Here is a 25,299-nt window from a genome sequence, read left to right on the forward strand (position 1 = left end):
GGCGAAGAAGGTTGGGTTAGAACTTGTACGCCACGCTGCCAATGATGCTGCGCAGCTTTTGGGCGTTGAAGGTGGTATAGCCAATCCAGTAGCGCTCATTGGTCAGGTTATCTACTTTCACCGCGAAGCGGTAGTGCGGCAGGTCGTAGAAAGCACTGGCGTTCAGCACCGTGTAGCTGGGCAGCGTGAAGACACCCTGCGAGACACTGTTCAGAATCTTATTGTCACTGGCGTAGTTCCCGCCAAAGCCCAGGCCCAGGCCTTTCAGCGGGCCTTCGGGCTGGCGGTAGCTTACCCAGAAGTTAGCCAGGTAGGGCGACGAAGCCGTGTTCGGGCGGCGGCCGTTCACGTTTTCGTTGGTGTTCACAAACTTCGAGTAGTTGTAAGCAAAGCCGCCTATCAGGTTCAGGCCCGGCAGCGGGTTGGCCGTCAGGCTTAGCTCCGTCCCGCGGCTCCACTGGGTGCCGTCCTGGGCGCTGATCGTCAGCGTAGCGCTGTCGGCGGTAGTAACCGTGTAGAGCGTACGCAGGACGTTCTGCACCCGAATGTCGTAGTAGCTTACCGTGGCGCTTAACCGGCCCCCGGCCGCATCCAGCTTCACGCCGCCTTCCAGTTGGTTAGCGCGCTCGGGCTTGGTCACGAACGGTTGTAGTTCGGTGTTCAGGTAGGAGCTGTTTTGGTTGTTAAAGCTGTTTTGGTAGTTGGCAAACAACGATACCCGATCCTTCACCGGCTGGTACACCAAACCAAACTTCGGCGAAACGGCCGTCTGCTTGTAAGCCGGCACGGGGAAGTACAGGATGCCGCCCTTGTTATCGTAGCGGTCCACGCGCACGGCAGCCAGCACGCTGAGCTTATCGGTCAGGTTCAGCACATCCGACACGAAAGCACTGTAGGTGTTGATTTTAGTGGTTACCGGGTAGCGCCCCGGCGCCTGAGCAGCGTACGTGGCGTCAACGGTGCTCTTGTTGAAAGTGCGGTAATTATAGCCCGGCACGTTGAGCGGCGCGGTATCGATGGTACCGCCGAAGAACTCAATATCGGAGTCAAGACGGAGGAAGTCCAGGCCCAGCACCACGCGGTTACGTAGGCCCCCAATCTGAAAGTCGCCGTTGAAGAGCTGCTGCACCTGATAGGTCTGGCGGCGGCTGTCCTGGGTTGATTGATCGGCCCGAATCAGGCTGCTGACGCCGGGCGTGGTGCCCTTGCCGAGCGCAATGTCGGAGGCCAGGTAGAAGTACGGCCCGTTGCCCTCGGAGTAGCTGCGGCTGGAGGTGAGGTAGGTAGTGGAAGTGAAGCTGGGCGAAATGCGGTAGCGCACCTGCCCAAACAGGTTGGTGCTGCGCGAATCCTGGGTCAGGCCTGGCCCTTGGTAGGACTGGCGGTAATCGAGCGGGGCCTGATCGGCCCGCGAGAAACCGAAGTTATCGACCTTATCGAGGAAGTACAAGTAAATGAGCTGCTTGCCCACGTTGGTGCTCCGGTACACCTCGGCATCGAGGTTGATGGTGAGCCGGTCGGTGGGCTGGAACTGCAGGCTTGGGGCAAGGGCTACGTCTTTCGCAAAGCCGGTGTAGCCCGCATTCTGGAAATTGTCTTCGTAGGTGTAGGCCCCGTTCAGGCGGAAGGCCAGCGTTTTGGCGGCGTTGAGCGGGGTATTCACATCCACACTCGCCCGGTGGAAGCCGTAGCTGCCAGCCGCCACGGCGGCCTCGCCCCCGAACCGGTCGTAGGGCTTCTTGGTCACGCGGTTCAGCAGGCCGCCGTACGAGGTCAGGGCCGAGCCGTAGAGCGTAGCCGAAGGGCCTTTGATAACCTCCAGCTTCTCCAGATTAACGGCATCAATGGTGCTGGTGACCCCGCCGGCCACACCGTTGCGCAACTGGCTTGATACCACAAAGCCCCGCGAGGCGTAGAACGAGCCCCCGTCGCCGGAGCGGCCGGTGGCCTCCCACATTTTTTGCACGCCCGGGGCGTTGCGCGTGGCCTCATCCACCGAAAAAACCAGCTGCTCCGTCAGTAGCTCCTTGCCCACGGTGGCGTACACCTGCGGATTTTCCAAGTTGCTGAGCGGCATCTTGTTGACGTCTATGGACTCTTTGCGGGCGAAGCGGTTCACGCGGGCCCCGTTCACCACTACCTCACGCAGCTGCTCGGCATTTTCCGTGAGGGTAAAGTCCAGGGATACACTTTGCCCGCCACTGACCGTTACGGCCCGCTCCTCCGATTTCAGCCCAACGGCCGTTACGACTACCGTGTACTGCCCGTCGCGCACCCGCTCAATCACAAACTGCCCTTGGTTGTTGGTAATAGCCCCCTGGCCTCGGCCCTTGAGCCCTACCGTAACGGCTTCGGCCGGCCGGCCGTCGGCCGTTGTGATGGTACCTCTAATAGAACCGGTTTGCTGAGCGGAAGCCGATAAAGCGCAAACTGATAACGTGGAAATCAGTCCCAGGTGGTGCAGTGTGTTCATGCTGAATTCTGTATTTAGAATGATTCTAAAGCGCTGCAAAGTAAGCCCACAGAATGTCGAAAATGAAATTTATTTAGAATAATTCTACACAACTAACCCCCAACTGGCCTTCCCTACCCTGGCTAATCACTTCGTAACTGTACCAGCTGCAAGTGGAAAAACCACGAAGCTCAACCGTATGTTTACGGCCCTATTGTTTATGCTGAAATAGGGCTATTCCAGTAGCATACCGTATATTTGAGTTTCTTTTCCCTATTCAATTGGATTTCCTGGCATGAAAAAACTTCTTCTTGCTATTACGCTATTTCTCGCTGCCACTACCTTTAGCCAGGCCCAAACTCCTACCCAAAAGGTATACGCGGCCGTTATAAAGAATAAGCCCGCCGACGTAGACGCCCTGCTCAGTGCCGGAGCCGATGCCAACGCTACCGTAGAAATGATGCCGGGCTTTCCCACCACCTTCCTCATTATTGCTGCTGGCAACGGCCATCTGGAGGTAGTGAAGGCGCTAGTGAAGAACAAGGCCCAGGTTGACAAGCCCGACTCGTTTAATGCTACGGCCCTGATGGCCGCCGCCGCCAACGGCAGCCTTGCGGTAGTGGAGTTTCTGCTAGCCAGCGGGGCCAACCCTAAGGCCAAGGATAAGGATGGCAAAGACGTACTAGCCAGCGCCAAAGAAGGTGGCAACGCCGAGGTACTCAAGCTGATTCAGGCCAAAGCCAAATAAGGCTCACGGCCCGCTACCCTTCTGGCACGCCCGAAGCTCCCGCTGGAGTTTCGGGCGTTTCGTTGCTCGGGGGCTGGTAGTAGGCATTTTAGGTTTCCCTTAAGCCTACTTTGACATTGCCCCAACAAGGGCAAAAGCTACCTCGCTCACTGACTCCGGCAACCGTACCCGCGGCGACTGACGTTAGGCCAGGCGCAGTTTCTGCTCGAAAAAGGCCAGGGTAAGGGCCCACGCTTCGGCGGCGGCCTGGGGGTGGTAGCTGGGCCGCTCGTCGCAGTGGAAACCGTGGTCGGCGTAGGAAATAACGGTGTTGATGTAGGGCTTGCCGGCCGCTTCTAGGGCTTCCGCAACTTGGGCTATGTGCGCGGAACTGATGTGCTGGTCCTGGCCGCCCCAGAAGAACAGGTGGGGTGCGTGCAGGTCCTTGGCGCGGTCGGTGAGCAAGTGAGTGCCTCCGCCGTAGTATGATACACCCGCCGCCAGGGGCAGCACGGCATTCGTCAGAAACGACACCCGGCCACCCAAGCAGAACCCAATGCTGCCTATTTTATCCGTCACGTTTGGCTGGCCCCGCAGCCAGTGGTAGCAGGCCTGCACGTCGGCCGTTAGGCCCTCGTTGGTAATGGCCTGGTAGTGAGGCATGGCGGCCGCAAAGTTGGAGTAGGGAAGTTCCAGGCCCGCTGCCGCCGTGCGGTGAAACAGCTCCGGGGCAATAACGACGTAGCCCGCCTGGGCCAGCCGGTCGGCCACGTTGCGGATGTGGCCATTCACGCCGAAAGCTTCCTGCAACAGAATAATACCCGGCTGCGGACCCGCACCATCGGTTGGAAAGGCAGTGTAGGCGTTCAGTTGGGTATTGTCGGAAGCGGTAAGTGTAACGGCGTTGGGGTAGCTCATAGGAAAGGCGAGGTTGAAGAACTGGCTATTTAAAGCAGCTAGCCGGTTTTTTGTTTGCGTCTGCTTGCTAAGGACGCCAGCACCCAAAGTGACATCAGCTGCCCATCGTCCGCTTTTGCCTACCCAGTACCCACCTCTACTAAGGCATCATCTACTCCTACTTCCATACGCCATCCTGCGCTGGCGAAGGACCTTGTCACGGCAGTATGATACTCGGTGTATCGACTCGTTCAAATATGATTAGGTCCTTCGCCAGCGCAGCATGACGTGCTTTTGTTAGCTAGGCGAGCCGCTTGGGCTCACGCACACTTCACCATCTCACGATGCTACTCCTTGCTCCCGCAGTTGGAGCAGCCGCACAATTAGGCCAGTCCAGCCGGTTTGGTGATTGGCCCCGAGGCCGTGACCGGTGTCGCCGTGGAAGTACTCGTGGAAAAGCAGGTTGTCGCGGAAGTGCGGGTCGGTTTGCAGCAGCTCATTGTTGCCGAGGGCGGGGCGGCGGCCGGTTTCGTCCTTGAGCAGGAGCTTGGTAAGCCGGCCAGCCAGGGCCGCCGCTACTTGCTGCAGGTTGAGCAGGTTGCCCGAGCCGGTGGGATACTCAATCTTGAACTTGTCGTCGTAGTAGAAGTGAAACCGCTGCAACGACTCGATGATGAGGTAGTTGATGGGAAACCAGATGGGGCCGCGCCAGTTGCTATTGCCCCCGAACATGCTGCTTTCCGCCTCGCCCGGCACGTACTGCACCGCAAAGTCGTCTTCCTCGGTGCTGAACACGTAGGGGTGCTCCAGGTGGTAGCGCGACATGGCCCGGATACCGTAATCGGCGAGGAACTCCGTTTCGTCGAGCATGCGGGTCAGCAGCTTTTTGAGGCGGGAGCGGCGCAATAGGCTCAGCAGGTGGCGGGCCCCCTTGCCCGGCTCCTCCCAACGCGAAACCAGCTGGGCCAGGTGGGGGCGGTTTTCCATCAGCCAGCGGGCCCGCTCCGTGAACTCAGGCATGGCGTCCAGCAGGCTCTGGTCGATGACTTCCACGGCAAACAGCGGAATCAGCCCCACAATGGAGCGGACTTTGAGCTTGGTGCGCTCCTCGTCGGGGGTGTGCAGCACGTCGTAGTAGAAACCGTCTTCCTCGTCCCAGAGGTTGAACAGGCCGTCACCCCCGCGGGTCATGGCATCGGCAATGTAGAGGAAGTGCTCGAAGAACTTGCCGGCCAGCTCCTGATACACCGGGTTGGTTTTGGCCAGCTCCAGGGCCATGCGCATCATGTTCAACGCAAACATGGCCATCCAACTCGTGCCATCCGACTGCTCAATGAAGCCCCCGGTGGGTAGCGGGGCCGAGCGGTCGAACACGCCAATATTGTCCAGGCCCAGAAAGCCGCCCTCAAAGATGTTCCGCTCACTTTTATCCTTGCGGTTCACCCACCAGGCAAAGTTCAGGGCCAGCTTATGGAATACGCTTTCCAAGAAGGTGGCGTCGCCTTGCCCATTGCGGAGCTTTTTGTCCATTTGGTACACGCGCCAGGTGGCCCAGGCATGCACGGGCGGGTTCACATCGGAGAAGTTCCACTCGTAGGCCGGCAGCTGGCCGTTGGGGTGCATGTACCAGTCCTTGGTGAGCAAGCGCAACTGGCTTTTGGCAAACTCGGCATCGACCATGGCCAGCGGAATGCAGTGAAAGGCCAGGTCCCAGGCCGCGTACCACGGATACTCCCACTTGTCCGGCATTGAGATGATGTCGGCGTTGTGCAGGTGGCCCCAGTGGCGGTTGCGGCCCTTGTGGCGCTCGGGCGGGGGCATGAGCACGGCCGGGTCGCCCTGCAGCCACTGCGTGACGTCGTAGTAGTAAAACTGCTTGCTCCAGAGCATGCCGGCAAATGCCTGGCGCTGCACGTTGCGCGCATCGGGGTCGGTAATATTTTCGTGGATGCAGTCGTAGAACTCGTCGGCGTCGTGGCGGCGAGCCGCGAAGATGTGGTCGAAATCCAGGAAAGGCTCTTCGCAGCCAGGTTGGCGCAACCGCAGGCGCACTACCTGCGACTGGCCGGGCTGCAATTTCAGGAAATACTGGGCCGCTACTTTGGTGCCTCGTTGCTCCGCGTTAATGGCCTCAGCGTCGCCGTCCACCACGTAGTCGTTGATACCATCTTTGAAGTGGCGGCCTTCGGCGGGCAGGTTGTAGAGGCGGGCCCCGTTGGTGTCGTTTTCGCAGAACAGCAGCTGGGGTGCCTGGTCGTAGTAGAGGTGGTAGCGGCCCAGGGCGGGGTGCTCGGCCAGCACGGTACCGGAGGCCGTTTCGCGCAGCACGGGGCGGGTAGCGTCGTAGCCCCAGGCCCAGGTGTTGCGAAACCAGAACTGGGGTAGCACCTGCACCGAGGCTACTTTGGGCCCGCGGTTGTGCACCGTTACCTGCATCAGGAGGTCCTCGGGGCCGGCTTTAGCGTACTCGATGTACACGTCGAAGTAGCGGTTTTTGCTGAAAATGCCCGTGTCCGTCAGTTCATATTCCGGCTGCTGGCGGTTGCGGCGGCCATTTTCCCTGATCAGCTTACGGTAGGGAAACGCCCGCTGCGGGTACTTATAGAGCATTTTCATGTAGGAGTGCGTGGGCGTACTATCGAGGTAGTAGTACAGCTCCTTCACATCCTCGCCGTGGTTGCCCTGGCCGTTGGTCAGGCCGAACAGGCGCTCCTTCAGGATTTCGTCCTTGCCATTCCACAATCCCAACCCGAAGCAGAGCAGCTGCTGGTCGTCACTGAGGCCGCCGAGGCCTTCCTCGCCCCAGCGGTAGGCCTTGCTGCGGGCCATGTCGTGGGTAATGTAGTCCCAGGCGTTGCCTTCGGCGCTGTAATCTTCGCGCACCGTGCCCCACTGGCGCTCCGTGAGGTAGGGGCCAAACTTTTTCCAGGGGGCAGTGCGGGCGGTAGTTTCTGCGAGGCGTAGTTGTTCCTGCGTCATAGAGTGGTGCTCAGGGCTCCTGAATATACACGTAAGCCAACGGGAGCCGGGATGCGGCGGGCAGCAGGGCCCGCGCCGGTTTCCCTGGCTAGGCTTTATCTGGCCGAATGAAGTTCTGCCCTACTCCGTTTTGCGCCGCATGGTTGCTACAGTGGAGGTAGGCAGGGTAGCAAGCAGGCCGGTTCTGCGCCTTATCCTACTTCCGGGCGCTACTTCCATGATCTTAAGCCGTAAGCCCTTACTTCTTCTTGCCACTGGCCTTGCCAGTGAAAATCTTCTTGGGAATCATGCTGTGCACGCCTTTGGTGCCGTCCACTAGCTGGGTGATTTCCATATCAGCGGCCACGCTGGCCAGCATGTAGGCATCGTCGTGGCTGAGGCCTTTTTCCTTCATCAAGAAGTCCAGCATTTCGCGCAGGGCAATTTTGGTGGCTTTCGTGAGGTCCTCATCGATGCCCATGGTAATGTAGGCGGTGGGCGTCTCGGCCCGGGGCCAGGTCAGGTGCATATCCTTGCGCACGATAAACTCCAGGGTACCGGTGAGGGAGGTTTCCAGGGCGGTAATGTCCACCTCCCCGTTGCCCTGGCCGGCGTGCCCATCACCAACTTCGAACAGGGCCCCGGCCACGTGCACCGGAATAAAGAGGGTAGTGCCGGCCACCAGCTCTTTGTTATCGAGGTTGCCGGCGTGGATGCCGGGCGGGGCGCTGTTGACGCGCCCCGCGGCGAGCGGCGGGGCCACCCCCATGCTCCCGAAGAAGGGCCGTAGGGGCACCTCAATACCCGGCGCGAAGTGGGCCACCATGCGTTTTTTGTCGAGCGGGATGATGCGCATTTTGGCGTAGCCGAAGTCCTCGGGCAGAAAGCCGCTGGTGGGTCCGAAAGCGTTGTAGGCGTAGGGAATGGCCAGCTCCACCTTGCGAATGCGCACCTCCAGCACGTCGCCGGGCTCGGCACCTTCCACGTAAATCGGGCCGGTGAGAATGTGGCCGCCGGGCCCTTTGTTGGTCACGCTCTGGTGGATGTCGCGCAAGGACTGCTCCACTTGGCTGGCGGGTAGGCCGGCCCCTTCCAGGCGGGTGGGGCTGGAGGTAATGAGCGTTTGCACCTCCACTTTGTCGCCGGACTTGATGCGCAGCACGGGCCTCGCGGCGGCATCGTAAAAGCCCCAGGCCACGGTGGCCGGCGTAGGCTTGAGCTGGTGGGTGGTGGATTTGCCCGTGGCGGCGGCGGATGCCGCCTGCTGGGCCCGGGCGTTAGTGCAGAGCAGGAGCGCCAAAGCCGTGGCGGCGGCGTAGCGGTTCAAACGAGGAGTCATCGAGAAAAAGCTAGACAGGAGTACGCCCCAAGCTACATCCCAGAACCCGAACGCCCACCGAGGGCCTCCCCTAAAAAGCCTCAAATCACAACCAAGCCCACCTCCCGCCCCAACTCACCGCCGTTGCCCTGGCAGAACCGCTTCCAAGGATGGCGCCGGCCCAAACGCGGCGGCAGAGCAGCGAACTTGAGGCTACCGCGCAGCCTCCCGAGCAGCTGCGAAAGGGTAGCCTTCGGTTGAAGTACTGGCTGTTACATGCGCATTTGGGCCGTACGCCTACCCTGCGGCAACCAGTAGAACTTGGGCTTCGCTCCTCGGGGGCCTAGCGGTGCGGCGGCCAGCTTGCAGGGAAGGAAATGGCTTTTCGGGTGGTCGGGCGCTTTTCTTGCCGGGCAAATGGTTTACTTGCCTTTTCATCGATTTATCTGCTGAACTGACCCATCGTCTTCTTCTTATGAAACGCTCCTTTACCCGTTCCCTACTGCTGGCGCCGGCCCTGCTCGGCAGCCTGGCGCTGCTGGCGCTCCGGCACGCCAGCACCGTTGTGCCCGACCCCGACAATGCCGGCCTGAAGCTGCCCGCCGGCTTTAGTGCCCTGAAAGTGGCCGAAACCGGGGGCCGGGCCCGCCACATCACCATCACGCCCCAGGGCACCATCTTCGTGAAGCTGAACCGGCCCAACGCGGCCGGTAAGGGTCTGCTGATGCTGCGCGAAACCAGCGGCGGCAAGGCCGAGGTGGCCAGCGCCTTCGGTAACTACGGCGGCACGGGTGTGTACAGCACCCCGGAGTACCTCTACGCCTCCTCCGACCAGGACGTGTTCCGCTACAAGCTCAACGGCAAGGGCGAGGTAGTAAACCCCGAGCAGCCCGAGAAAATTGTGACGGGCCTGCTCAACCGCCGCCAGCACGAGAGCAAGTCCATCACCCTAGACCGGGAAGGCAACCTGTACGTGAACGTGGGCGCCTACTCCAATACCTGCCAGGTGAAGGACCGCCAGAAAGGCTCCCTGGGCCGGCCCAACTGCCCCATTCTGGACTCGGCGGGCGGCATCTGGCAGTTCCGGGCCGACAAGCTCAACCAGACCTACGGCAACGGAATTCGCTACGCCACGGGCCTGCGCAACGTGGTGGGACTCGACTGGAACGCCCAGGCCAACCAGCTTTTCGTGATGCAGCACGGCCGCGACCAGCTCTACGACAACTTTCCGGCCCTCTACGACAGCAAGCAGTCGGCGGAGCTACCGGCCGAGTGCATGTACGCCCTGAAAAAAGGCGATAACGCCGGCTGGCCTTACCTCTATTATGATGGGCAGCAGCGCAAGAAAATGCTGAACCCCGAGTACGGCGGCGACGGCAAGAAGGAAGCAACGGGCAACTACCTGGAGCCGGCCGCGGCCTACCCCGCCCACACCGCCCCCGATGCCCTGCTGTTCTATACTGGCACGATGTTCCCGGAGCGCTACCGCAACGGCGCCTTCATTGCCTTCCACGGCTCCTGGAACCGCGCCCCCGAGCCCCAGAAAGGCTACTACGTGGTGTTTCAGCCCTTCAAAAACGGCAAGCCAAGCGGTGATTGGGAAGTATTTGCGGATAACTTTGCTGGCTCTGAGGCCAATGCTGCTGCCGGCCGCCCGGAGCACAAGCCCTGCGGCCTGGCCCAGGGTCCCGATGGCTCGCTCTACGTCACCGACGACAAGAAAGGCACCATCTACCGCATCGTCTACGCTAAAAAATAACCCCTTTAATGAAGCAGATTCTTGCCTTGCTGTGCATGCTGGCCTGGTTTAGCCACTCGGCAGCAGCCCAGAAAACCAACGCAAAAACTAAATCGCGCCCCGCGGCCGCCGTGGGCGTAGTAGCCGGGAAAACCATTTATGCGCGCAACTGCCTTACCTGCCACCAGGCCGATGGCGGCGGCGTAGATGGCATGAACCCGCCCCTCACCAACACCACCTACGTGCTCGGCGACAAAACCCGCCTGGTGAAAGTCATCCTCAATGGCCTCCAAGACGAGGACATTGACGGGGAACCCTACAACAACGTCATGCCCGCCTTTGACATCCTCACGGATCAGGAAATTGCCGACGTACTGACCTTCGTCCGTAGCAACTTCGGCAACAAAGCCAGTGAGGTAACCGCAGCGGAAGTGAAAACCATCCGGGCTACCAACAGGAAGTAAACCAAGGCATACCAAGCTAGAAAGCCACCGCTGCTAAGTGCAACGGTGGCTTTTTAGCTTGAGAGGCAAGGGTAGGGTGACAATACAGACGTACAATACGTGCTTCTGCAGCCCGTCATCCTTCGCCACGCTCAGGACAATGGGCTAGAGAGTAGGCAATAAAGATTTTAAAGAAGGAAATTGTCATGCAGAGCGGAGCGAAGCATCTCGCTCGAATCGTTAGGTAGTAAACCAGACATCAGCACGCGAGATGCTTCGCTCCGCCTCTGCATGACGTGCCTTTTACTGAATGTTTACTTACCCCAGAGTATAAGGGGTAATTGTAGGACGCGGAAAAAATAGGTGATCTACAACTCAACAGGAAGCACCTAAAACACTTACTAACATACACTTACTTCACCAGCAAGGCTCACTACCTACCCTATCACAAACGTGCGCATGCTCATGCCGCCGAAGCTTACCTCCTCGTAGGCGTGGCGGATGTTGTCGGTGGGTTCGGCCAGGGCCAGGCTGTAGAGCATGGGGATGTAGTGGTCGGGGGTGGGTACGGAGAGCGGGCCGCTGGCGCCGGCCTGCTGGTAGTGGGCCAGAGCTGCTAGGTCGCGCTGGTTTATCTTGGTTTTGGCCCAGGCGTCGAACTCCACGGCCCAGGCGTGGGGCGTAGCATCGTTCTGCATGAAGCGGGGCATGCTCTGGCGCAGGTTGTGCACGATGTTGCCGCTGCCCAGAATGAGCACGCCGCGGCGGCGCAGAAACTGTAGTTGCCGGGCCAGCTTGGCGTGGTAGGTAATGGGCTTGTAGTAATCGATGCTGAGCTGGAACACCGGAATATCGGCCTCGGGAAAGATGTGGTGCAGCACCGTCCAGGTGCCGTGGTCCAGGCCCCACTCGTCGGTGGGGTGGGCGTCGGGCAAGGCTTGCAGTACCTCGCGGGCCACATCGGGGGCACCGGGCGCGGGGTACTGCATGTCGAACAGCTCCTGGGGAAAGCCGCCGAAGTCGTGGATGGTTTCGGGTCGCTCATTGACGGCTACAAAAGTGCCGCGCGTGAGCCAGTGCGCCGACACCACCAGCACCGCCCGCGGCGGCTGCAAGTTGCGAATGTCCTGGCCCAGTTGGTGCAGGGTTTGGGTGAACGGGTTATCGGCCAGCGCGTTCATCGGGGAGCCATGCCCCACGAAAAGCACGGGCATTTTGGCGGTTTGCTGGAAGGAGCTGGCGGTTTTATGAAGGTCTTGCAGGGAGTTCATAAGGGAGGCAAAGGGTAGCACCGCTAGGGCTTGCAGGAAGTCGTGGCGGTGCATGGGGTTTGTAGTTTCTACAGAACAAAAGTACCCCGGCTTAGGTGGCGGGACCTTGATGTAGGGTAAGAAATGGGGCGCAGCACGGCTCGGGGTTACTGCTATGCTGTAAATAGCAACTCACCAGAACGTCATGCTGAGCGAAGGCGTAGCATCTCTGCCGCTTCGTCCTCCCATTAAAAGTGAGTCAGAGGTAGAGATGCTTCGACTGCGGCTACGCCTTCGCTCAGCATGACAACGAATTAGTAGCTTGTGCTTCTTGACCATGTTTCCCCTACCCCCTACTATGGAGTTGGAATTCAAACTTGCTAGTCTAGAAGATATTGACGGCGTGCTGGCGCTACACCGGAAATACCAGCTGGCCACCATTGCCGAGGAAGACAAGCCGGATGGGTTCGTGACTACCGCTTTCACTCGGGAGCAGCTCACGCAGCTTATTGAGCAAGAGCAGGGCCTGACTGTTGCCACGCACGAGGGGCAGGTGGTAGCGTACGTCATGGCGGCCTCGTGGCAGTTCTGGTCGGGGTGGCCGATTTTCGCCTACATGATAGCGCAGCTGCCGACGCTGACTTACGCGGGCCGGCAGCTCAGCACCACGAACAGCTACCAGTACGGCCCCATCTGCATTGATAAGCCCCACCGGGGTAGCGGGGTGCTGGAAAGAATATTTGATTTCTCCAGGGCACAGATGGCGGTGCGCTACCCCGTGCTGGTCACGTTTATCAACCGCATCAATACCCGCTCGTATGCCGCGCATACTCAAAAACTCGGCCTTGAAGTTATCCGGGAGTTTGAGCTCAACGGCAACCAGTACTACGAGCTTGCCTACGACACTTCCAAGTAAGGGGAGCGGCAACATCTCACCTGTCGCTCCGCACAGCGCGAGGAATCTGGGCTACCCTCTCGCAGTAACTCCAGCTTCCTCGCGCTGCTCAGAATAACAGGTGGTAGTTAACAGCCCTTTAAAACGTCCTGCTTTCTGCTCAAGGTTACGGGCCACCGCGTCAGAACTTTCGGCAACTTGCTGACTGGTTCCGCTCCTACCCCACCCGTTCTGCTCACCCTTCATGCCCCGTATTCTACCAACCCTGGTGGTGGCGCAGTTTTTCTGCACCTCCCTGTGGTTTGCCGGCAACGCCGTTGCCCCGGACATAGCCGCCCAGCTGCACCTACCACCCAGTTTTGTGGCTACGCTTACCAGCGCCGTGCAGCTGGGTTTCATTACCGGCACGCTCACCTTCGCCCTGCTGGCCCTAGCCGACCGATTCTCGCCCTCACGGGTGTTCTTCGGGAGTGCCCTGCTGGCAGCGCTGTGCAACCTGGGCGTTAACGGCAATGGCATCGGGGCCGGGGAGCTGCTGGCCCTGCGGTTCCTGACGGGGTTTTTCCTGGCGGGCATTTACCCGGTGGGTATGAAAATAGCCGCCGATTACTACCAGGCTGGCCTGGGTAAGTCCTTGGGGTTTCTGGTGGGGGCGCTGGTATTGGGCACGGCCTTTCCCCACCTGTTGAAGGCCGCTACCGCCCGGCTGCCGTGGCAGTACGTAACGGGGGCTACCTCTGCCCTGGCCCTGCTGGGCGGCCTGGCGTTGGTGCTGCTGGTGCCCGATGGGCCCTACCGCCGCGCCGGGCAGCAACTGAAGTTCACGGCGTTTCTGGCGGGGTTCCGGGAGCGGCCGTTTCGGGCGGCGGCCTTTGGCTACTTCGGACACATGTGGGAACTGTACACGTTCTGGGCCTTTGTACCGGTGCTGCTGGCGGCCTACAACCGCGCCCACCCTGGCGCGGAGCTGCCCGTGCCGCTGCTCTCGTTTCTGATTATTGGGGTAGGCAGCCTGGCCTGCGTGGGTAGCGGGCTGCTTTCCCAGCGGCTGGGGCCGCGCCCGGTGGCCACGGCGGCGCTGGCGTTGTCGGGGGTGTGCTGCGTGGTGTCGCCGCTGATGCTGGGCAGCGGCTCCGTGGCGTTGCTGCTGGGGTTTCTGTTTTTCTGGGGGGTAGTAGTAGTGGCCGATTCGCCGCTGTTTTCCACGCTGGTGGCGCAGCACGCGCTGGCCGCTTCGCGGGGCACTTCGCTCACCATCGTCAACTGCCTGGGCTTTGCCCTCACCATTGCCAGCATCCAGCTCACCGGCCTGCTCTCCCGCAGCCTCAACCCGCGTTATCTGCTGCTGCCGCTAGCCATCGGGCCGGCCCTGGGGCTACTGGCCTTGTGGCGGGGCAGGACTGCGCCAGCGGATAGTGCGTAGCCAAGGACTGAGTATGGTTTGTCATTCCGAGCCCAAGCGAGGAATCTGGGTCTGGCTCCCGATGGTCAATCCAGATTCCTCGCTTGAGCTCGGAATGACAGGTGAAAATGCCTTTTTTGCACAGCCTTTCAGCACTGAATAGGCCCAAGTAGAACGTCATGCAGAGCGCAGCGAAGCATCTCGCGTGCTGACGTTGCCAAACTAACCCAACGATTCGAGCGAGATGCTTCGGCGGTGCCTCTGCATGACATTCTACTTGGGCCTTTATAACCTGTAACTCGAAGCAACTTCCCACCGCCGAATCACCTCCCTATCCTATACCCACTTTTCTATCCTTACCCTGATGAAGCTTTATTTGGCCGCTCTCCTGCTTTGCCTGTTGCCGCTAGTCCCCCAGCGCGGGCATGCCCAGACCGTTGATACGCTGGTGGACGTAGGCGGCTACCGCCTCCACTTCCACATCATCAAAGGCAAAGGCACACCGATTCTCTTCGAAGCCGGGGGCGGCGACGATGCCCGCGTGTGGGAGCAGCTGCTGACACCCCTAGCCCAGGTAACCGGCACTACCCTAATAACCTACGACCGGGCCGGGTTCGGGAAAAGCGAAGTATCCCGGGAAGCCGACGACACCCAGCACGGCATCCTGAGCGGCATGCAGGGGCTGGAAACCGGCCTTAAAAAGCTTGGCTACGGCAAGGAAATTATGCTGGTAGCCCACTCCTATGGCGGCTTGTACAGCTCGCTCTACGCTGCCCGCCACCCCAAGCAGGTAAAGGCCGTGGTGCTCCTGGATGCCATGCTACCCTGCTTCGCCACCGATGACTTCCTCGCGGGCATGATGCGCGACATGCAGGCCGACATTGCCAAAAACAAAACCGAGCACCGGGGCCGCTACTACCAAACCCTCAACTACCCCGCCACCGTGCAGGCCGTGCGCAACGCGCCGTTTCCGGCCAGCATCCCGGTTATGGACGTGGTAGCGGAGCAATTTTTCATACCCAACCCCACCGAAGCCGCCCGCTGGAAAGCCTGCCACCAGCAGTTCGTGTCGGCCCAGCCCAACCGGGAGAGCCTCACGGCCTATGGCTGCGGCCACTACCTCTTCCACGAGAACCCCGCCTTGGCGGTTAGTGTCATTGCCAAAGCCTACGCCCCCACCCGCGGCCCCCAGCAACGCGCCGACTTGCTCCAGCGCAGCCTCCGCTACTCCGTGGAGGCCACCAACGAACTCAAAAAGCGCGAAACCGATTACCGCCACTCCGAAAGCGACCTGAACAGCTGGGGCTACACCCTGCTGCGCCAGGGCGAAACTCAGAAAGCCCTAGAAATCTTCAAGCTCAACACCGTGCTCCACCCCCAAAGCGGCAACGCCTTCGACAGCCTCGCCGAAGCCTACCTCACCTCCGGCAACAAAGAGCTGGCAAAAGCCAACTACAAGAAATCCATAGAGCTTAACCCGAAGAATATGAACGCGGTGGAGGTGTTGAAGACATTGTAAAATCGGTAGTTATATAAAAAGATGGTTGGATAAAATGGCATCATCTCAATTATGGCAGTAACATAAATATTGCTGATTGAAAGTAGCTAGAATGTATTTTGAAATTATATTTCACTGAACGAAGTTTAAAAACTGCAATTAATTTCATCAAATGAAAAAAAGTAATTCAATTGACAAGAAAAATATCCTAATTTATATAGTATTTCTCGTGAGTTACTTCTTATATATGCAAACATCTAACCGAATAATAAACTCCCCAAAATTTATATATCCATTAACATTTTTCATAATTTTAATCATAATATTTTCAATTGAGTTCATTAAAAATAGAAAATTAATATCATTGTTTAATGCTTTATTAAAAAATATGATCAGATCATGTTTTATCACCGGACTATTACTAACAACATTCAATTATTTCAATATTTCTTATTCCAATAGAAAAAGTGAGATTGTTGCATCAGTTGAAATAGAAGGTTTAGTTGCTAGAGCTAGAAATAATAAGATTTTCTTTGGCTATGACAACAGAAGCAATGTCATATATGGACACAAAAACGTAATGAATAGTATATACGAAAATAAAAATCCTCAAAATTATAAATTAATTTTGAGGATGAATCAAGGCTTATTCGGATCCTATGTTTTGAACGACTGGAATATTATATCCAAATGAATATGATTTTTTATTTCCTAGCAGTTCAAATTACATGAACACAAGACATACGGAAACAAGATACCATCGATATATCCTGCCACGCAGCGATTAACGCTTATCACATACAAGACCGAAAGACCATGAATTATCTATAATTCGACTTACTATCCCACCAAAAAGCCCCGGCACCTTACGGCACCGGGGCTTTTCCATGTTACGGCAAGCCGGATTACAGCAGCTTGTCCAGGTAAATGGGCAGGTCGCGGACGCGCTTGCCGGTGGCGTGGTACACGGCGTTGGTGATGGCGGCGGCTACGCCTAGCAGGCCGATTTCGCCTACCCCCTTCACCCCGAGCGGGTTTACTACGTCGTCTTCCTCCTCCACGAACAGCACCTCGATATCGTGGATATCGGCCTGCACTGGTATGTGGTACTCCGAGTAGTTGTGGTTCATGTAGCGCCCAAACTGGTGGTCCATGATGGTTTCCTCCATTAGGGCCATGCTGATGCCCCACACAATGGAGCCCAGCACCTGCGAGCGGGCCGTTTTAGGGTTGAGGATGCGGCCGGCGGCCACGGCGTTGAGCACGCGCGTAACGTGCACGGTGCCAAATTCCTCATCTACCTCCACCTCCACAAACACCGCGTTGTGCGAGTGCATGGAGTGAGTGCCCTGCTTGAGCATGTTGGGCGTGGCCGAGGTATCGGTTTCCAGCTTGGTTTCGCCGCTAGCTTGCAGCACGTCGCGGATAACCACGGCGTTGTCGGGGTCCTGGCGCAGGCGAATCTGGCCGTTCACGAACTCTACCTCATCCATGCTGGCGCCTTTCAGGGGCGAGCCTTCCATCTTTTGGGCCAGTTTGAGGAGCTTCTCCCCGATGGCTTCGCACACGTTTTTCACGGCCGAGCCTACCGAGGCGGCGGTCCAGGAGCCACCTTGCACGGGGGCTTCGGGCATGTCGGTGTCGCCGAGCTTGAAGCTTACGGCCTCTAAGGGCAGGCCCAGGGTTTCGGCCGCAATCTGGGTCATGATGGTGTAGGTGCCCGTCCCGATGTCGGCGGTAGCGCTGCTCACCTGCAGCTTGCCGTCGGCGGTAAGGGTGGCCTTAGCGGCGGCTTTCTTCTGAGTAGCATCCCACACGCCCCCGGCCATGCCGTAACCGACCAGGCGGTTGCCGTTGCGCATGGAGCGGGGCTGGGGGTTGCGCTTCTCCCACCCAAATTTGGCCGCGCCCTGGTGGTAGCAGTCGCGCAGGCGCTTGCTGGAGAAGGGCTTACCGGCGTTCTGGTCCTCCTGGGCGTAGTTGCGGATGCGGAAGTCGATGGGGTCGATGCCGGCGGCGGCGGCCAGTTCGTCCATGGCTACTTCCAGGGCGAAGGAGCCGGTAGCGGCGCCGGGGGCGCGCATGTCCTGGGGCGTGAATACATCGAGCTTGGCCAGCTGGTAGCCCAGCTTCACGTTTTCGCACTGGTAGAGCATGCCGCTCCAGTTCACCACGTTTTCAGTGTACTCCTCAAACTGCGAGGTTTCGTGGAGGGCGTGGTGCTGAATGGCGGCCAGGGTACCATCGGGGTTGGTGCCCAGCTTCACGTATTGCAGGGTGTGGGGGCGGTGGCCGAAGCTGAACATCTGCTGGCGCGTGAGCGTGACGCGCACCGAGCGTTTCAGCTCCAGGGAAGCCAGCACGGCCAGAAACACCGAGTACTGGGGCCGCAGCCCCGAGCCAAAGCCGCCGCCCATGTACTGGTTTATCACCCGGCAGTCGTCCTTGCTCAGCCCGAAGATTTTGGTGAGGTAGTTCTGCACGTTTACTACCCCTTGGGTCTTGTCATAGACCGTCAGCTTTTTGTCGCCGCGCCACTCCACCGTTGCCCCGAACATTTCCATGGGGTTGTGGTGCTGGGTGCCGTGCACGTACTCGTGCTCGATGCGGTGCTCGGCTTCCGCCCAGGCTTTGTCGGGGTTGCCCCGGGGCGGGGGCGGCGGCATCCAGCCCGATTTACCATTGCCGGGCTCGAAGCCCTCATCGCGCTTGGTTTCCAGGTCGGTGTCGTGGGCCGTTTCCTCGTAGTCGATGCGCAGGGCGGAGGAGGCATAGCGGGCCAGCTCCAGGGTTTCGGCCACTACCAGGGCAATGGGCTGCTGGCTGAACTTGATTTCGTTGTCGTGCAGGGGCCGGAAGGGCGAGCCGCCGGGGGCCACGTCGTCCTTGTAGTTGCGGTCAAACCAAGCCAGGCTAGGCACGTTTTCGTGCGAAAACACCTCCAATACGCCCGGAATGGCCAGCACCTCGTCGGAGTGTACCTTGGTAATTTTGCCCTTGGCAATGGGGCTGCTCACTACCCACCCATAGGCCATGTTGGGCACATGAAACTCGGCGGCGTAGGTAGCGGCGCCCGTCACCTTGGCCGGGCCGTCAACCCGACTCGTGGGCTTGCCGATATAGTTGGTCGTGCTCATGGATTCGAGTTTAAAAAGACGTCGGATGCGTGCTGGCTGCCTTCGGCGGCCTGTTTGAGGGCCCGCACGATGGCGCGACGGGCCAGCTCAATCTTGAAGTTGTTGGAACCTTGCCCTACGGCGCTTTCTACCACTTTGGCCGCGGCACGGGCAAAGGTTTCGGGGGTAGCGGGTTGGCCTTTGAGTAGGTTTTCGGCCTCCTGGTCGCGCCAGGGCTTGTGGGCCACGCCGCCCAGGGCCAGGCGAGCATCCGTAATAGTGCCACCGTCCAGCTCCAAGGCCGCCGCCACCGATACCAGGGCGAAGGCGTAGGAGTTTCGGTCGCGGAGCTTGAGGTAGCTGAAGTTCTTCTCGAAGCCCTTGGCGGGTAAGTCGAGGCTGATAATCAGCTCCCCCGGCTGCAGGTTGTTGTCGCGCTCCGGGGTGTTGCCGGGCAGGCGGTGGAAGTCCTCGAACGGAATGGTCCGCTCGCCGTTCGGCCCGCTCACGCGCACCGTTGGAGCCAGGGCAGCCAGGGCAATGCACATATCCGAGGGGTGGGTAGCAATGCACTGTTCACTAGCCCCCAGAATGGCATGAATACGGTTGAGGCCGCCTATGGCCCCACAACCCGAGCCCGGCTCGCGCTTGTTGCAGGGGGTAGCCGTGTCGTAGAAGTAGTAGCAACGGGTGCGCTGCATGAGGTTGCCGCCGTTGGTGGCCATGTTGCGCAACTGGGGCGAGGCCCCGGCCAGAATAGCCTGGTTGAGCAGCGGGTAGCGGCGCTTTACCTCCTCGTTCCAGGCTGTATCGGCGTTGGTGGCCAGAGCGCCCAGGCGCAGGCCGCCTTCGGGGGTAGGCTCAATAGCCGTGAGCGGCAGCTTGTTCAGACCGACGAGGTGGGTGGGGCGCGCCACGTTTTCCTTCATCAAATCCAGAATATTGGTGCCGCCTCCGATGTAAGATGCGCCCGGGTGGCCGGCATTGTCGCGCACGGCGTCCTCGACGGCCGTAGGGCTGGTGTAAGTGAAAGGGTTCATGCGGATTCAATTAAAAATTGAGAATTAAAAATTAAGAATTGCAGGCCCTGCAGAGAGGCATTAGCAATTCTGCGCGAGTCATTTTTAATTCTTAATTTTTCATTTTTAATTCTTTCTCCACTACCTCCTTCACCGCATTGAGAATGCCGGCGTAGGCCCCGCAGCGGCAGAGGTTGCCGCTCATGTGCTCCTTAATTTCGGCTTCGGTGTGGGCGCGGCCTTCGTTGAGCAGGCCCTGGGCCGAGCAGATTTGGCCCGGGGTGCAGTAGCCGCACTGGAAGGCGTCGTGGTCGATGAAGGCTTGCTGCAGGGGGTGCAAATTCTCCTCGCTGCCCAGGCCTTCGATGGTGGTGATGTCGTGGTCTTCGTGCATGACGGCTAGCGAGAGGCAGCTGTTGATGCGCTTGCCGTTCACGAGCACCGTGCAGGCGCCGCACTGGCCATGGTCGCAGCCTTTTTTAGTGCCCGTGAGGTGGGCGTATTCGCGCAGGGCGTCGAGCAGGGTGGTCCAGGGAGCGAGTTGCAGCGTGTGCTGCTGGCCGTTGATGGTGAGGCGCACCGTGCCGGTAGGCGGTGGGGCAGCAACCCCGCCATCCGCCGCCGCGGAGGTAGTGGATTGGTGTAGCATAGAAAGAAGCCGAAGATGTTGAGGTGGTGAGAAGCCGCAGAAAGTCTGGCCTACGCAGCCCGACGGCTTGTTTCCTTACGCCACTCCTAGCGGCCGCGTTCTGCTTTGCGGCGCATTTATCCTGCTTATAATCCTATGCCCGAATACACTCAACAATGAAAGGCTAACATTCAGCCAGTTAACGATATATACATAATGATTCTAAATTTTAAATCAATGCAGCGGAAGTAGTGCAAGGCTCAGCGCCGCTGGCCTTCGCCTAGGGCCAGAATGCTCTGTATAGTCATAGGTACCACTTGTGGAGCCGCAGCATGTTGCGCGTGATGGCCCGGCCGCCAGAGACGTAAAAATCCCCCGTACTGCTTGTAGAGATGCAGCATGTTGCGGCTTGCGGTTAGCTCCGCTGTACTTCGGCTGCTGAGGTTGTTTGACCTGCGCGGTGCCGGCTGTTCGCACGACGGACGAGGCGCAGGATGTGGCGTCTCGTCGGTCTAGCGCTGTGTTTGCAGGCTTTCTACCCCTCTCCCCTAGCCCGCTCACCCCGAATGCGGCTCAGGGATTCGGGTGTGATGCCGAGGTAGGCTGCAATGTGGCGCTGGGGTAGCCGCCGGGCCAGCGTGGGGTAGAGCAGCAAAAACTCCTGGTAGCGCGCCTCGGCAGGGGCGCTCAACACCCCGATCAGGCGGCGCTGCAGGGCCACCAGGCTGTTTTGCAGGAGTTGGTAGAAAAACGTCTGGAACTCTGGCCCGAAGGAGTGGAGCCGGGTGTAGAAGGCCGGCCCGAACACCAACACCTCGGAGTTTTCCAAGGCGTCAATGGAAAAGAGCGCCGGCTGCTGCCGCGCTAAGCTGTGCTGGTCGGAAATCCACCAATTCTCGGGCGCGAACTGCAGGATGTGCTCCTTCTGCCGCTCGTCCGTCACGAAGCTGCGCAGGCAGCCCTTCAGCACGAACGCCCCGTAGCGCCCTACCTCTCCCTGGCGCACCAGTACCTCGTGCCGGGCCAGGTGGCGCAGGGTAAGCAACCCGGCCAAGTCTGCAAACTGAGCTTCGGTGAGCGGGAGCTTACCCGAGAAGTAGGTACGCAGGGCGTCGAGCATGTATTCAAAGAGAAAATCAGAAGGCAGGTTGTCAGTTGACGACGGTAAGGGTTGCGCCGCAACTTATCAGAATGACAAGACATACAGGCTGCTCTGCAGAGGCAAAGCCAACGCATTCCGCCCGGATTGCGGGGTTGCAAGCTAGCTTCAGCACGCCAAATGCCCCGGCTCCACCTCTGCAGAACCGCCTAGAAAGGTAGGCAAAGCCATACTACTGCTAGGGCTCGGCTTTAGCGCGGACTGATGGGGCGGGCGCGCAGCAGGCCAAAGCCCAGACCGTACACCAGCGCCACGCTCAGCAGCAGTTTGCCCAGGCCACGCAGGGCGGTGCTCAGTTCGGGCTGGCTGGTGAACGTGTGGGTAGGTTCCAGGGCGTAATCGTGGTGGGAGAATTCGGCTTGGCGGAACAGGTAGGGGTAGTAAAAGGCCCGGAGCGCGTCGTGGTAGGCGGTGGCGCTGCGCTGAAACTGCAGGTGGGTTGGCAGGTCGGTGCCAGCTAGGGCATTGAGGCTACCTTGGGCGTTGATGGCCGGGGAGAGTAGGTTCAACTGCTCGACCAGGTCGTAGCGCTGCTGCAGGCCGGTGGCGTAGGCGGCAGCTTGCGGCGCCACGGCCACGTCGCCGAGGTGCTGGAAGGCATAGTACCAGCGCCACACAAACCGCTCCCGGATGGTAGCCGTGTCGCGCCACTGGGGGTACAGGGCAAAGAACCGGTTCATGGTCTGGGCCTTGGGCCGGTCCCAGCCGGCATGGATTTCCTCGCGCTGCTTGATGGTCAGCTCGATGCCCTGCGGCACCGGATGCGCGGCCGCCACGCCCAGGTTCAGTAGGCTGGGCACCAACACTACCAGCAGCAGCCACACGCCCAGCAGGGTTACCGCGTTGAAAGCCGAGGTGCGCTGCAGGGCCGTGACGACCAGCGCCACCCCAAACCAGAACAGGCAATATAGCGTGCTCAGGCCCAACCAAGTAACCACCCGACTGTCCAGCGGCACCTGCGCCCAAAGCATGCCCACTACCGAAAGCAGCCAGGCCAGCCCTAGCACCACGGCCAGCCGGAAAGCGAGCTTGGCGCCTACTACCACGCTGGAACGTACAGGCTGGGCCAGCAGCAAGGTCAGGATGCCTTCTTCCCGCTCACTGGACAGCAGGTTGAAGCTCAGGGCAATGATGAGCAGCGGGAATAGGTACACCAGCACAAACGCCAAATCAAAGTTGCCGCTCAGCACCTTCATGGGGTTGGTGTTGTCGGTGGCGTAGAGCTGGTTTTGCAGGCCTAGCAGGCGCAGCTTCACGTAGTAGGGGTTCACGTCGCGCTGGCCCAAAGAGAGGGACGCCCAGGCGTTGGGGTGGTGCACGGCGTAGGTGGAGTGGTAGTAACCGATTTCGCCGGCGTCGGCGGGGCCAGGAAATTTTACTTTGAGTTCTTCCACGTTGCGGCGCGTCAGCTCGGGTAAGGCGGCCAGGTGCTGGCGCTGGCGCTCAATTTCGGTGGTGCCGTAGTAAATGCCATAGAGGCCCGTGAGTAGCAGCAAAGCACAGAGCAGCACCAGTCCTTTCGCAGCGCGAAAGTGTCGCCACTCAGCGGAAAACAGAAGCCAGAATGTATTCATCATCAGATCAGACAAGTGGGGTGGTAGAAATCAGCCGCAGCCCCAGCCAACTCAGGCCCACGGCCCAAAGCAACAGGGCCACCACGGGCAGCAGCAGGTGGGGCCAGGCCCAGCCCAACGTGGGCGACTGGTAGGCAAAAACCGGCAGCTGCCGCCAGGTGCTGGCCTCCAGCTTGCGCTCCTTATCGCCGTGGCCCATGCTGGTTTGCAGGGCATTGAGGCGCTGCACCAGCCGGTAGCGGTAAGCCTCGGCGGCCTGCTGGAAGTGCACGTAGTGGGCAAAGTCGGAGCCGGCCAAGCCCATCGACAGGGGGCGAATGGCCTGGTAGGGGTTTAGCAGCCCCACCCAGTCGGAAATGCGGTTTTGGCGCCGGTAGGTGTCGTTCAGGGCCGCGAAGTGCTCCTGGTAAACCTGGGCCGAGTACGCTTCGCTTTCGGTCATGAGTACCCCGCCCACGCTCACGGGCAGCTTTTCCTCGGAATCGACGCCGTACTTTTTGAGCAGCCCTGCCTTCAGGGCGGCCGAGCGTTGGTCCTGCGGGTCGTGGCCGTTGATGCCGTGCTGGGCTTCTTCGTGCACCGCGGCATCCATCTGCGCCTTGGTAACCGTGGGGTAGAGGGTAGCGCCCAGGTTGGCGGTGGCTTTGGGCAGAATAATGCAGCCCAGAATCCAGAGGCCCAGCAGCGTTACTAGGGCCGCGCGGGAGCTAGCCTGCCGCGCCGACACCACCACGGCCCCCACAATAAACAGGAAGAAGTACACGGCGTAGCTGAGCACAAACAGCCCGAGCCGCGCTACCAGGTCGGGACCAGAGGCAAACTCCTCGCCCGAGAACAGCAGTAGCGCCGCCAGGGCCAGGGCCGGGGCTACCACCAGCGCCACGGCGCGGCTATACCCCAAAATCTTGCCCCAGGCCACTTGCCACAACGATATGCCTTGGCTTAGCAACAGCTGTAGGGTGCCGGTTTCGCGCTCCTGGGTGAAGGCCCCGAAGCACAGGAAGATAATGAGCAGCGGCACCAGCATCTGCAGCACAAAGGCCACCGTCATTTCCCCAAACCGAATCAGAGAACCCGACTGCTGGGCCTGGCTAAAGTTGACGCTGTTCTGCTGGTGGGCCTCCAGGTACACCGCCGTGCCCGTGTACGAATCAATGCCCGCATCCAGCAAGCTCAGCCCCGACTTGGGCCGAAACGCGAAGGAGCCGTAGTGGGCCACGCGGTGTGGGTGGCGCGCCGGCTGCCGCCGAAACTGGTCGTTGACGGTATGTTGGGCCAGTTGCCGCTCGCGCTGCTGGGTTTGGTAGCTGGCCCGCCCCACCAGGGTAGCGGCCAGCAGCAAGGCCAGCACCAGCACGCTCAGCACCAAAAAGCGCTTGTCGCGCAGGGTACTCACGAATTCTTTTTGCGCAATACTATGCATCATCAGGAGTGGGCTAGTTAGTGCATGTAGGTGAGGTAGAGCTGCTCCAACTCCTGGGCGTTCAGGGCCGCCGTGGGGCGCACGTCCACCAGCTCGCCTTCGCGCATGATGCCCACGCGGGTACCTACCTCCTTGGCCCGGAAGATGTCGTGGGTGGCCATGAGCACGGCCGTGCCCTCCTGGCTGAGCTGGGTGAGCAGCTGCGAAAACTCGTTGGAGGCTTTGGGGTCGAGGCCGGAGGTAGGCTCGTCGAGCAGCAGCACCTGGGCGTGTTTGGCTACGGCAATGGCAATGCCCACCTTCTGGCGCATGCCCTTGGAGTAGGTGCCCACGCGCCGCCGCACGGCCTCGGCGGGCAGCCCGGCGTGGTGCAGGTAGTCAAGCAACTCCGCCTCTTTGTATTTGAAACCCGCCAGGCTGCTGAACAAGGCCAGGTTTTCCAGGCCCGTTAGGTGCGGGTAGAGCATCACGTTCTCGGGAATGTAGGCCAGGTGCTCCTTGATCTTGAGCGGGTTGGCGGCTACCTCCAGCCCGTTCACGAAGGCCGCCCCCGAAGTCGGTGCAATGAAGCCCAGGAACAGGTTGATGGTTGTGGACTTCCCCGCCCCGTTCTGGCCCAGCAGGCAAAACACTTCACCGGGCTCAATCTGCAAATTCAGCCCCTGCAGGGCCAGCTTACTTGGGTACTCTTTGCGCAAGTCGCGCGCTTCCAGAATGTAGGTCATATGCAAACAGGTAGTGTATCGTGGCATTCGCCCCTTCTGAACTGTCATGCTGAGCGGAGTCGAAGCATCTCTACCGC

General features: G+C 59.8%; 18 protein-coding genes. 6 read left to right on the plus strand and 12 right to left on the minus strand.

Annotation, left to right across the window (positions count from 1 at the left end):
- Positions 1–16: 16 nt before the first annotated feature.
- The gene (locus MWH26_RS10125; protein ID WP_247974176.1) at positions 17–2,473 is read right to left on the minus strand and encodes a TonB-dependent receptor; all 2,457 of its coding nucleotides are present in this window, start codon (positions 2,471–2,473) and stop codon (positions 17–19) included.
- A gap of 274 nt (positions 2,474–2,747) precedes the next feature.
- Here MWH26_RS10125 and MWH26_RS10130 point away from each other — a divergent pair, with 274 nt between their 5' ends.
- Positions 2,748–3,200 carry an ankyrin repeat domain-containing protein gene (locus tag MWH26_RS10130; protein ID WP_244696501.1) on the plus strand — a complete coding sequence of 151 codons (453 nt, stop codon included), beginning with the start codon at positions 2,748–2,750 and terminating at the stop codon, positions 3,198–3,200.
- Positions 3,201–3,383: 183 nt separating this feature from the next.
- Here MWH26_RS10130 and MWH26_RS10135 read toward each other — a convergent pair whose 3' ends face one another.
- The 3 genes from MWH26_RS10135 to MWH26_RS10145 form a co-directional block, all read right to left on the minus strand.
- Positions 3,384–4,097: a dienelactone hydrolase family protein gene (locus MWH26_RS10135; RefSeq protein WP_247974177.1), complete on the minus strand. Its 714-nt coding sequence runs from the start codon at positions 4,095–4,097 to the stop codon at positions 3,384–3,386.
- Between the two features lie 318 nt (positions 4,098–4,415).
- Complete coding sequence (locus tag MWH26_RS10140; RefSeq protein WP_247974178.1) at positions 4,416–7,055, minus strand: MGH1-like glycoside hydrolase domain-containing protein; 2,640 nt, start codon at positions 7,053–7,055, stop codon at positions 4,416–4,418.
- Positions 7,056–7,293: 238 nt separating this feature from the next.
- On the minus strand, positions 7,294–8,373 hold the full coding sequence (locus tag MWH26_RS10145) for an acetamidase/formamidase family protein (RefSeq protein ID WP_247974179.1): 1,080 nt from the start codon (positions 8,371–8,373) through the stop codon (positions 7,294–7,296).
- 454 nt (positions 8,374–8,827) lie between these two features.
- Here MWH26_RS10145 and MWH26_RS10150 point away from each other — a divergent pair, with 454 nt between their 5' ends.
- Positions 8,828–10,111 (plus strand): PQQ-dependent sugar dehydrogenase, encoded by a 1,284-nt coding sequence (locus MWH26_RS10150; protein ID WP_247974180.1) that lies wholly within the window; start codon positions 8,828–8,830, stop codon positions 10,109–10,111.
- 8 nt (positions 10,112–10,119) lie between these two features.
- Positions 10,120–10,554 (plus strand): c-type cytochrome, encoded by a 435-nt coding sequence (locus MWH26_RS10155; protein WP_247974181.1) that lies wholly within the window; start codon positions 10,120–10,122, stop codon positions 10,552–10,554.
- 416 nt (positions 10,555–10,970) lie between these two features.
- On the opposite strand, the gene ygiD is transcribed toward MWH26_RS10155, so the two are convergent.
- Positions 10,971–11,858, minus strand: a complete 888-nt coding sequence (gene ygiD, locus MWH26_RS10160; RefSeq protein ID WP_247974182.1) for a 4,5-DOPA-extradiol-dioxygenase — start codon at positions 11,856–11,858, stop codon at positions 10,971–10,973.
- A 283-nt stretch (positions 11,859–12,141) separates the two neighbouring features.
- On the opposite strand from ygiD, the gene MWH26_RS10165 reads away from it, so the two are divergent.
- The 3 genes from MWH26_RS10165 (at position 12,142) to MWH26_RS10175 (ending at position 15,599) form a co-directional block, all read left to right on the plus strand.
- Positions 12,142–12,699, plus strand: coding sequence for a GNAT family N-acetyltransferase (locus tag MWH26_RS10165; RefSeq protein ID WP_247974183.1), 558 nt, complete (start codon positions 12,142–12,144; stop codon positions 12,697–12,699).
- A 223-nt stretch (positions 12,700–12,922) separates the two neighbouring features.
- Entirely contained in the window at positions 12,923–14,101 is a 1,179-nt protein-coding gene (locus MWH26_RS10170) for an MFS transporter (RefSeq protein ID WP_247974184.1), read from the plus strand.
- A 343-nt stretch (positions 14,102–14,444) separates the two neighbouring features.
- The gene (locus tag MWH26_RS10175) at positions 14,445–15,599 is read left to right on the plus strand and encodes an alpha/beta fold hydrolase (protein ID WP_247974185.1); all 1,155 of its coding nucleotides are present in this window, start codon (positions 14,445–14,447) and stop codon (positions 15,597–15,599) included.
- An 884-nt stretch (positions 15,600–16,483) separates the two neighbouring features.
- Here the strand turns inward: MWH26_RS10175 and MWH26_RS10180 are convergent.
- From MWH26_RS10180 to MWH26_RS10210, 7 genes are all read right to left on the minus strand, one after another.
- Positions 16,484–18,715 (minus strand): xanthine dehydrogenase family protein molybdopterin-binding subunit, encoded by a 2,232-nt coding sequence (locus tag MWH26_RS10180; RefSeq protein ID WP_247974186.1) that lies wholly within the window; start codon positions 18,713–18,715, stop codon positions 16,484–16,486.
- Positions 18,712–19,734 (minus strand): FAD binding domain-containing protein, encoded by a 1,023-nt coding sequence (locus MWH26_RS10185; RefSeq protein WP_247974187.1) that lies wholly within the window; start codon positions 19,732–19,734, stop codon positions 18,712–18,714. Before MWH26_RS10185 ends, MWH26_RS10180 begins: the two co-directional genes overlap by 4 nt.
- A 91-nt stretch (positions 19,735–19,825) precedes the next feature.
- Positions 19,826–20,362 carry a (2Fe-2S)-binding protein gene (locus MWH26_RS10190; RefSeq protein ID WP_247974188.1) on the minus strand — a complete coding sequence of 179 codons (537 nt, stop codon included), beginning with the start codon at positions 20,360–20,362 and terminating at the stop codon, positions 19,826–19,828.
- Between the two features lie 514 nt (positions 20,363–20,876).
- The gene (locus tag MWH26_RS10195; protein ID WP_247974189.1) at positions 20,877–21,461 is read right to left on the minus strand and encodes a Crp/Fnr family transcriptional regulator; all 585 of its coding nucleotides are present in this window, start codon (positions 21,459–21,461) and stop codon (positions 20,877–20,879) included.
- A 230-nt stretch (positions 21,462–21,691) separates the two neighbouring features.
- The gene (locus MWH26_RS10200) at positions 21,692–23,077 is read right to left on the minus strand and encodes an ABC transporter permease (protein WP_247974190.1); all 1,386 of its coding nucleotides are present in this window, start codon (positions 23,075–23,077) and stop codon (positions 21,692–21,694) included.
- A 4-nt stretch (positions 23,078–23,081) separates the two neighbouring features.
- On the minus strand, positions 23,082–24,500 hold the full coding sequence (locus MWH26_RS10205) for an ABC transporter permease (RefSeq protein ID WP_247974191.1): 1,419 nt from the start codon (positions 24,498–24,500) through the stop codon (positions 23,082–23,084).
- A 14-nt stretch (positions 24,501–24,514) separates the two neighbouring features.
- Positions 24,515–25,222, minus strand: a complete 708-nt coding sequence (locus MWH26_RS10210) for an ABC transporter ATP-binding protein (protein ID WP_311136859.1) — start codon at positions 25,220–25,222, stop codon at positions 24,515–24,517.
- Between the last annotated feature and the right edge of the window lie 77 nt (positions 25,223–25,299).

It is taken from the genome of Hymenobacter sublimis (genome assembly GCF_023101345.1).
Classification (GTDB): Bacteria; Bacteroidota; Bacteroidia; order Cytophagales; family Hymenobacteraceae; genus Hymenobacter; species Hymenobacter sublimis.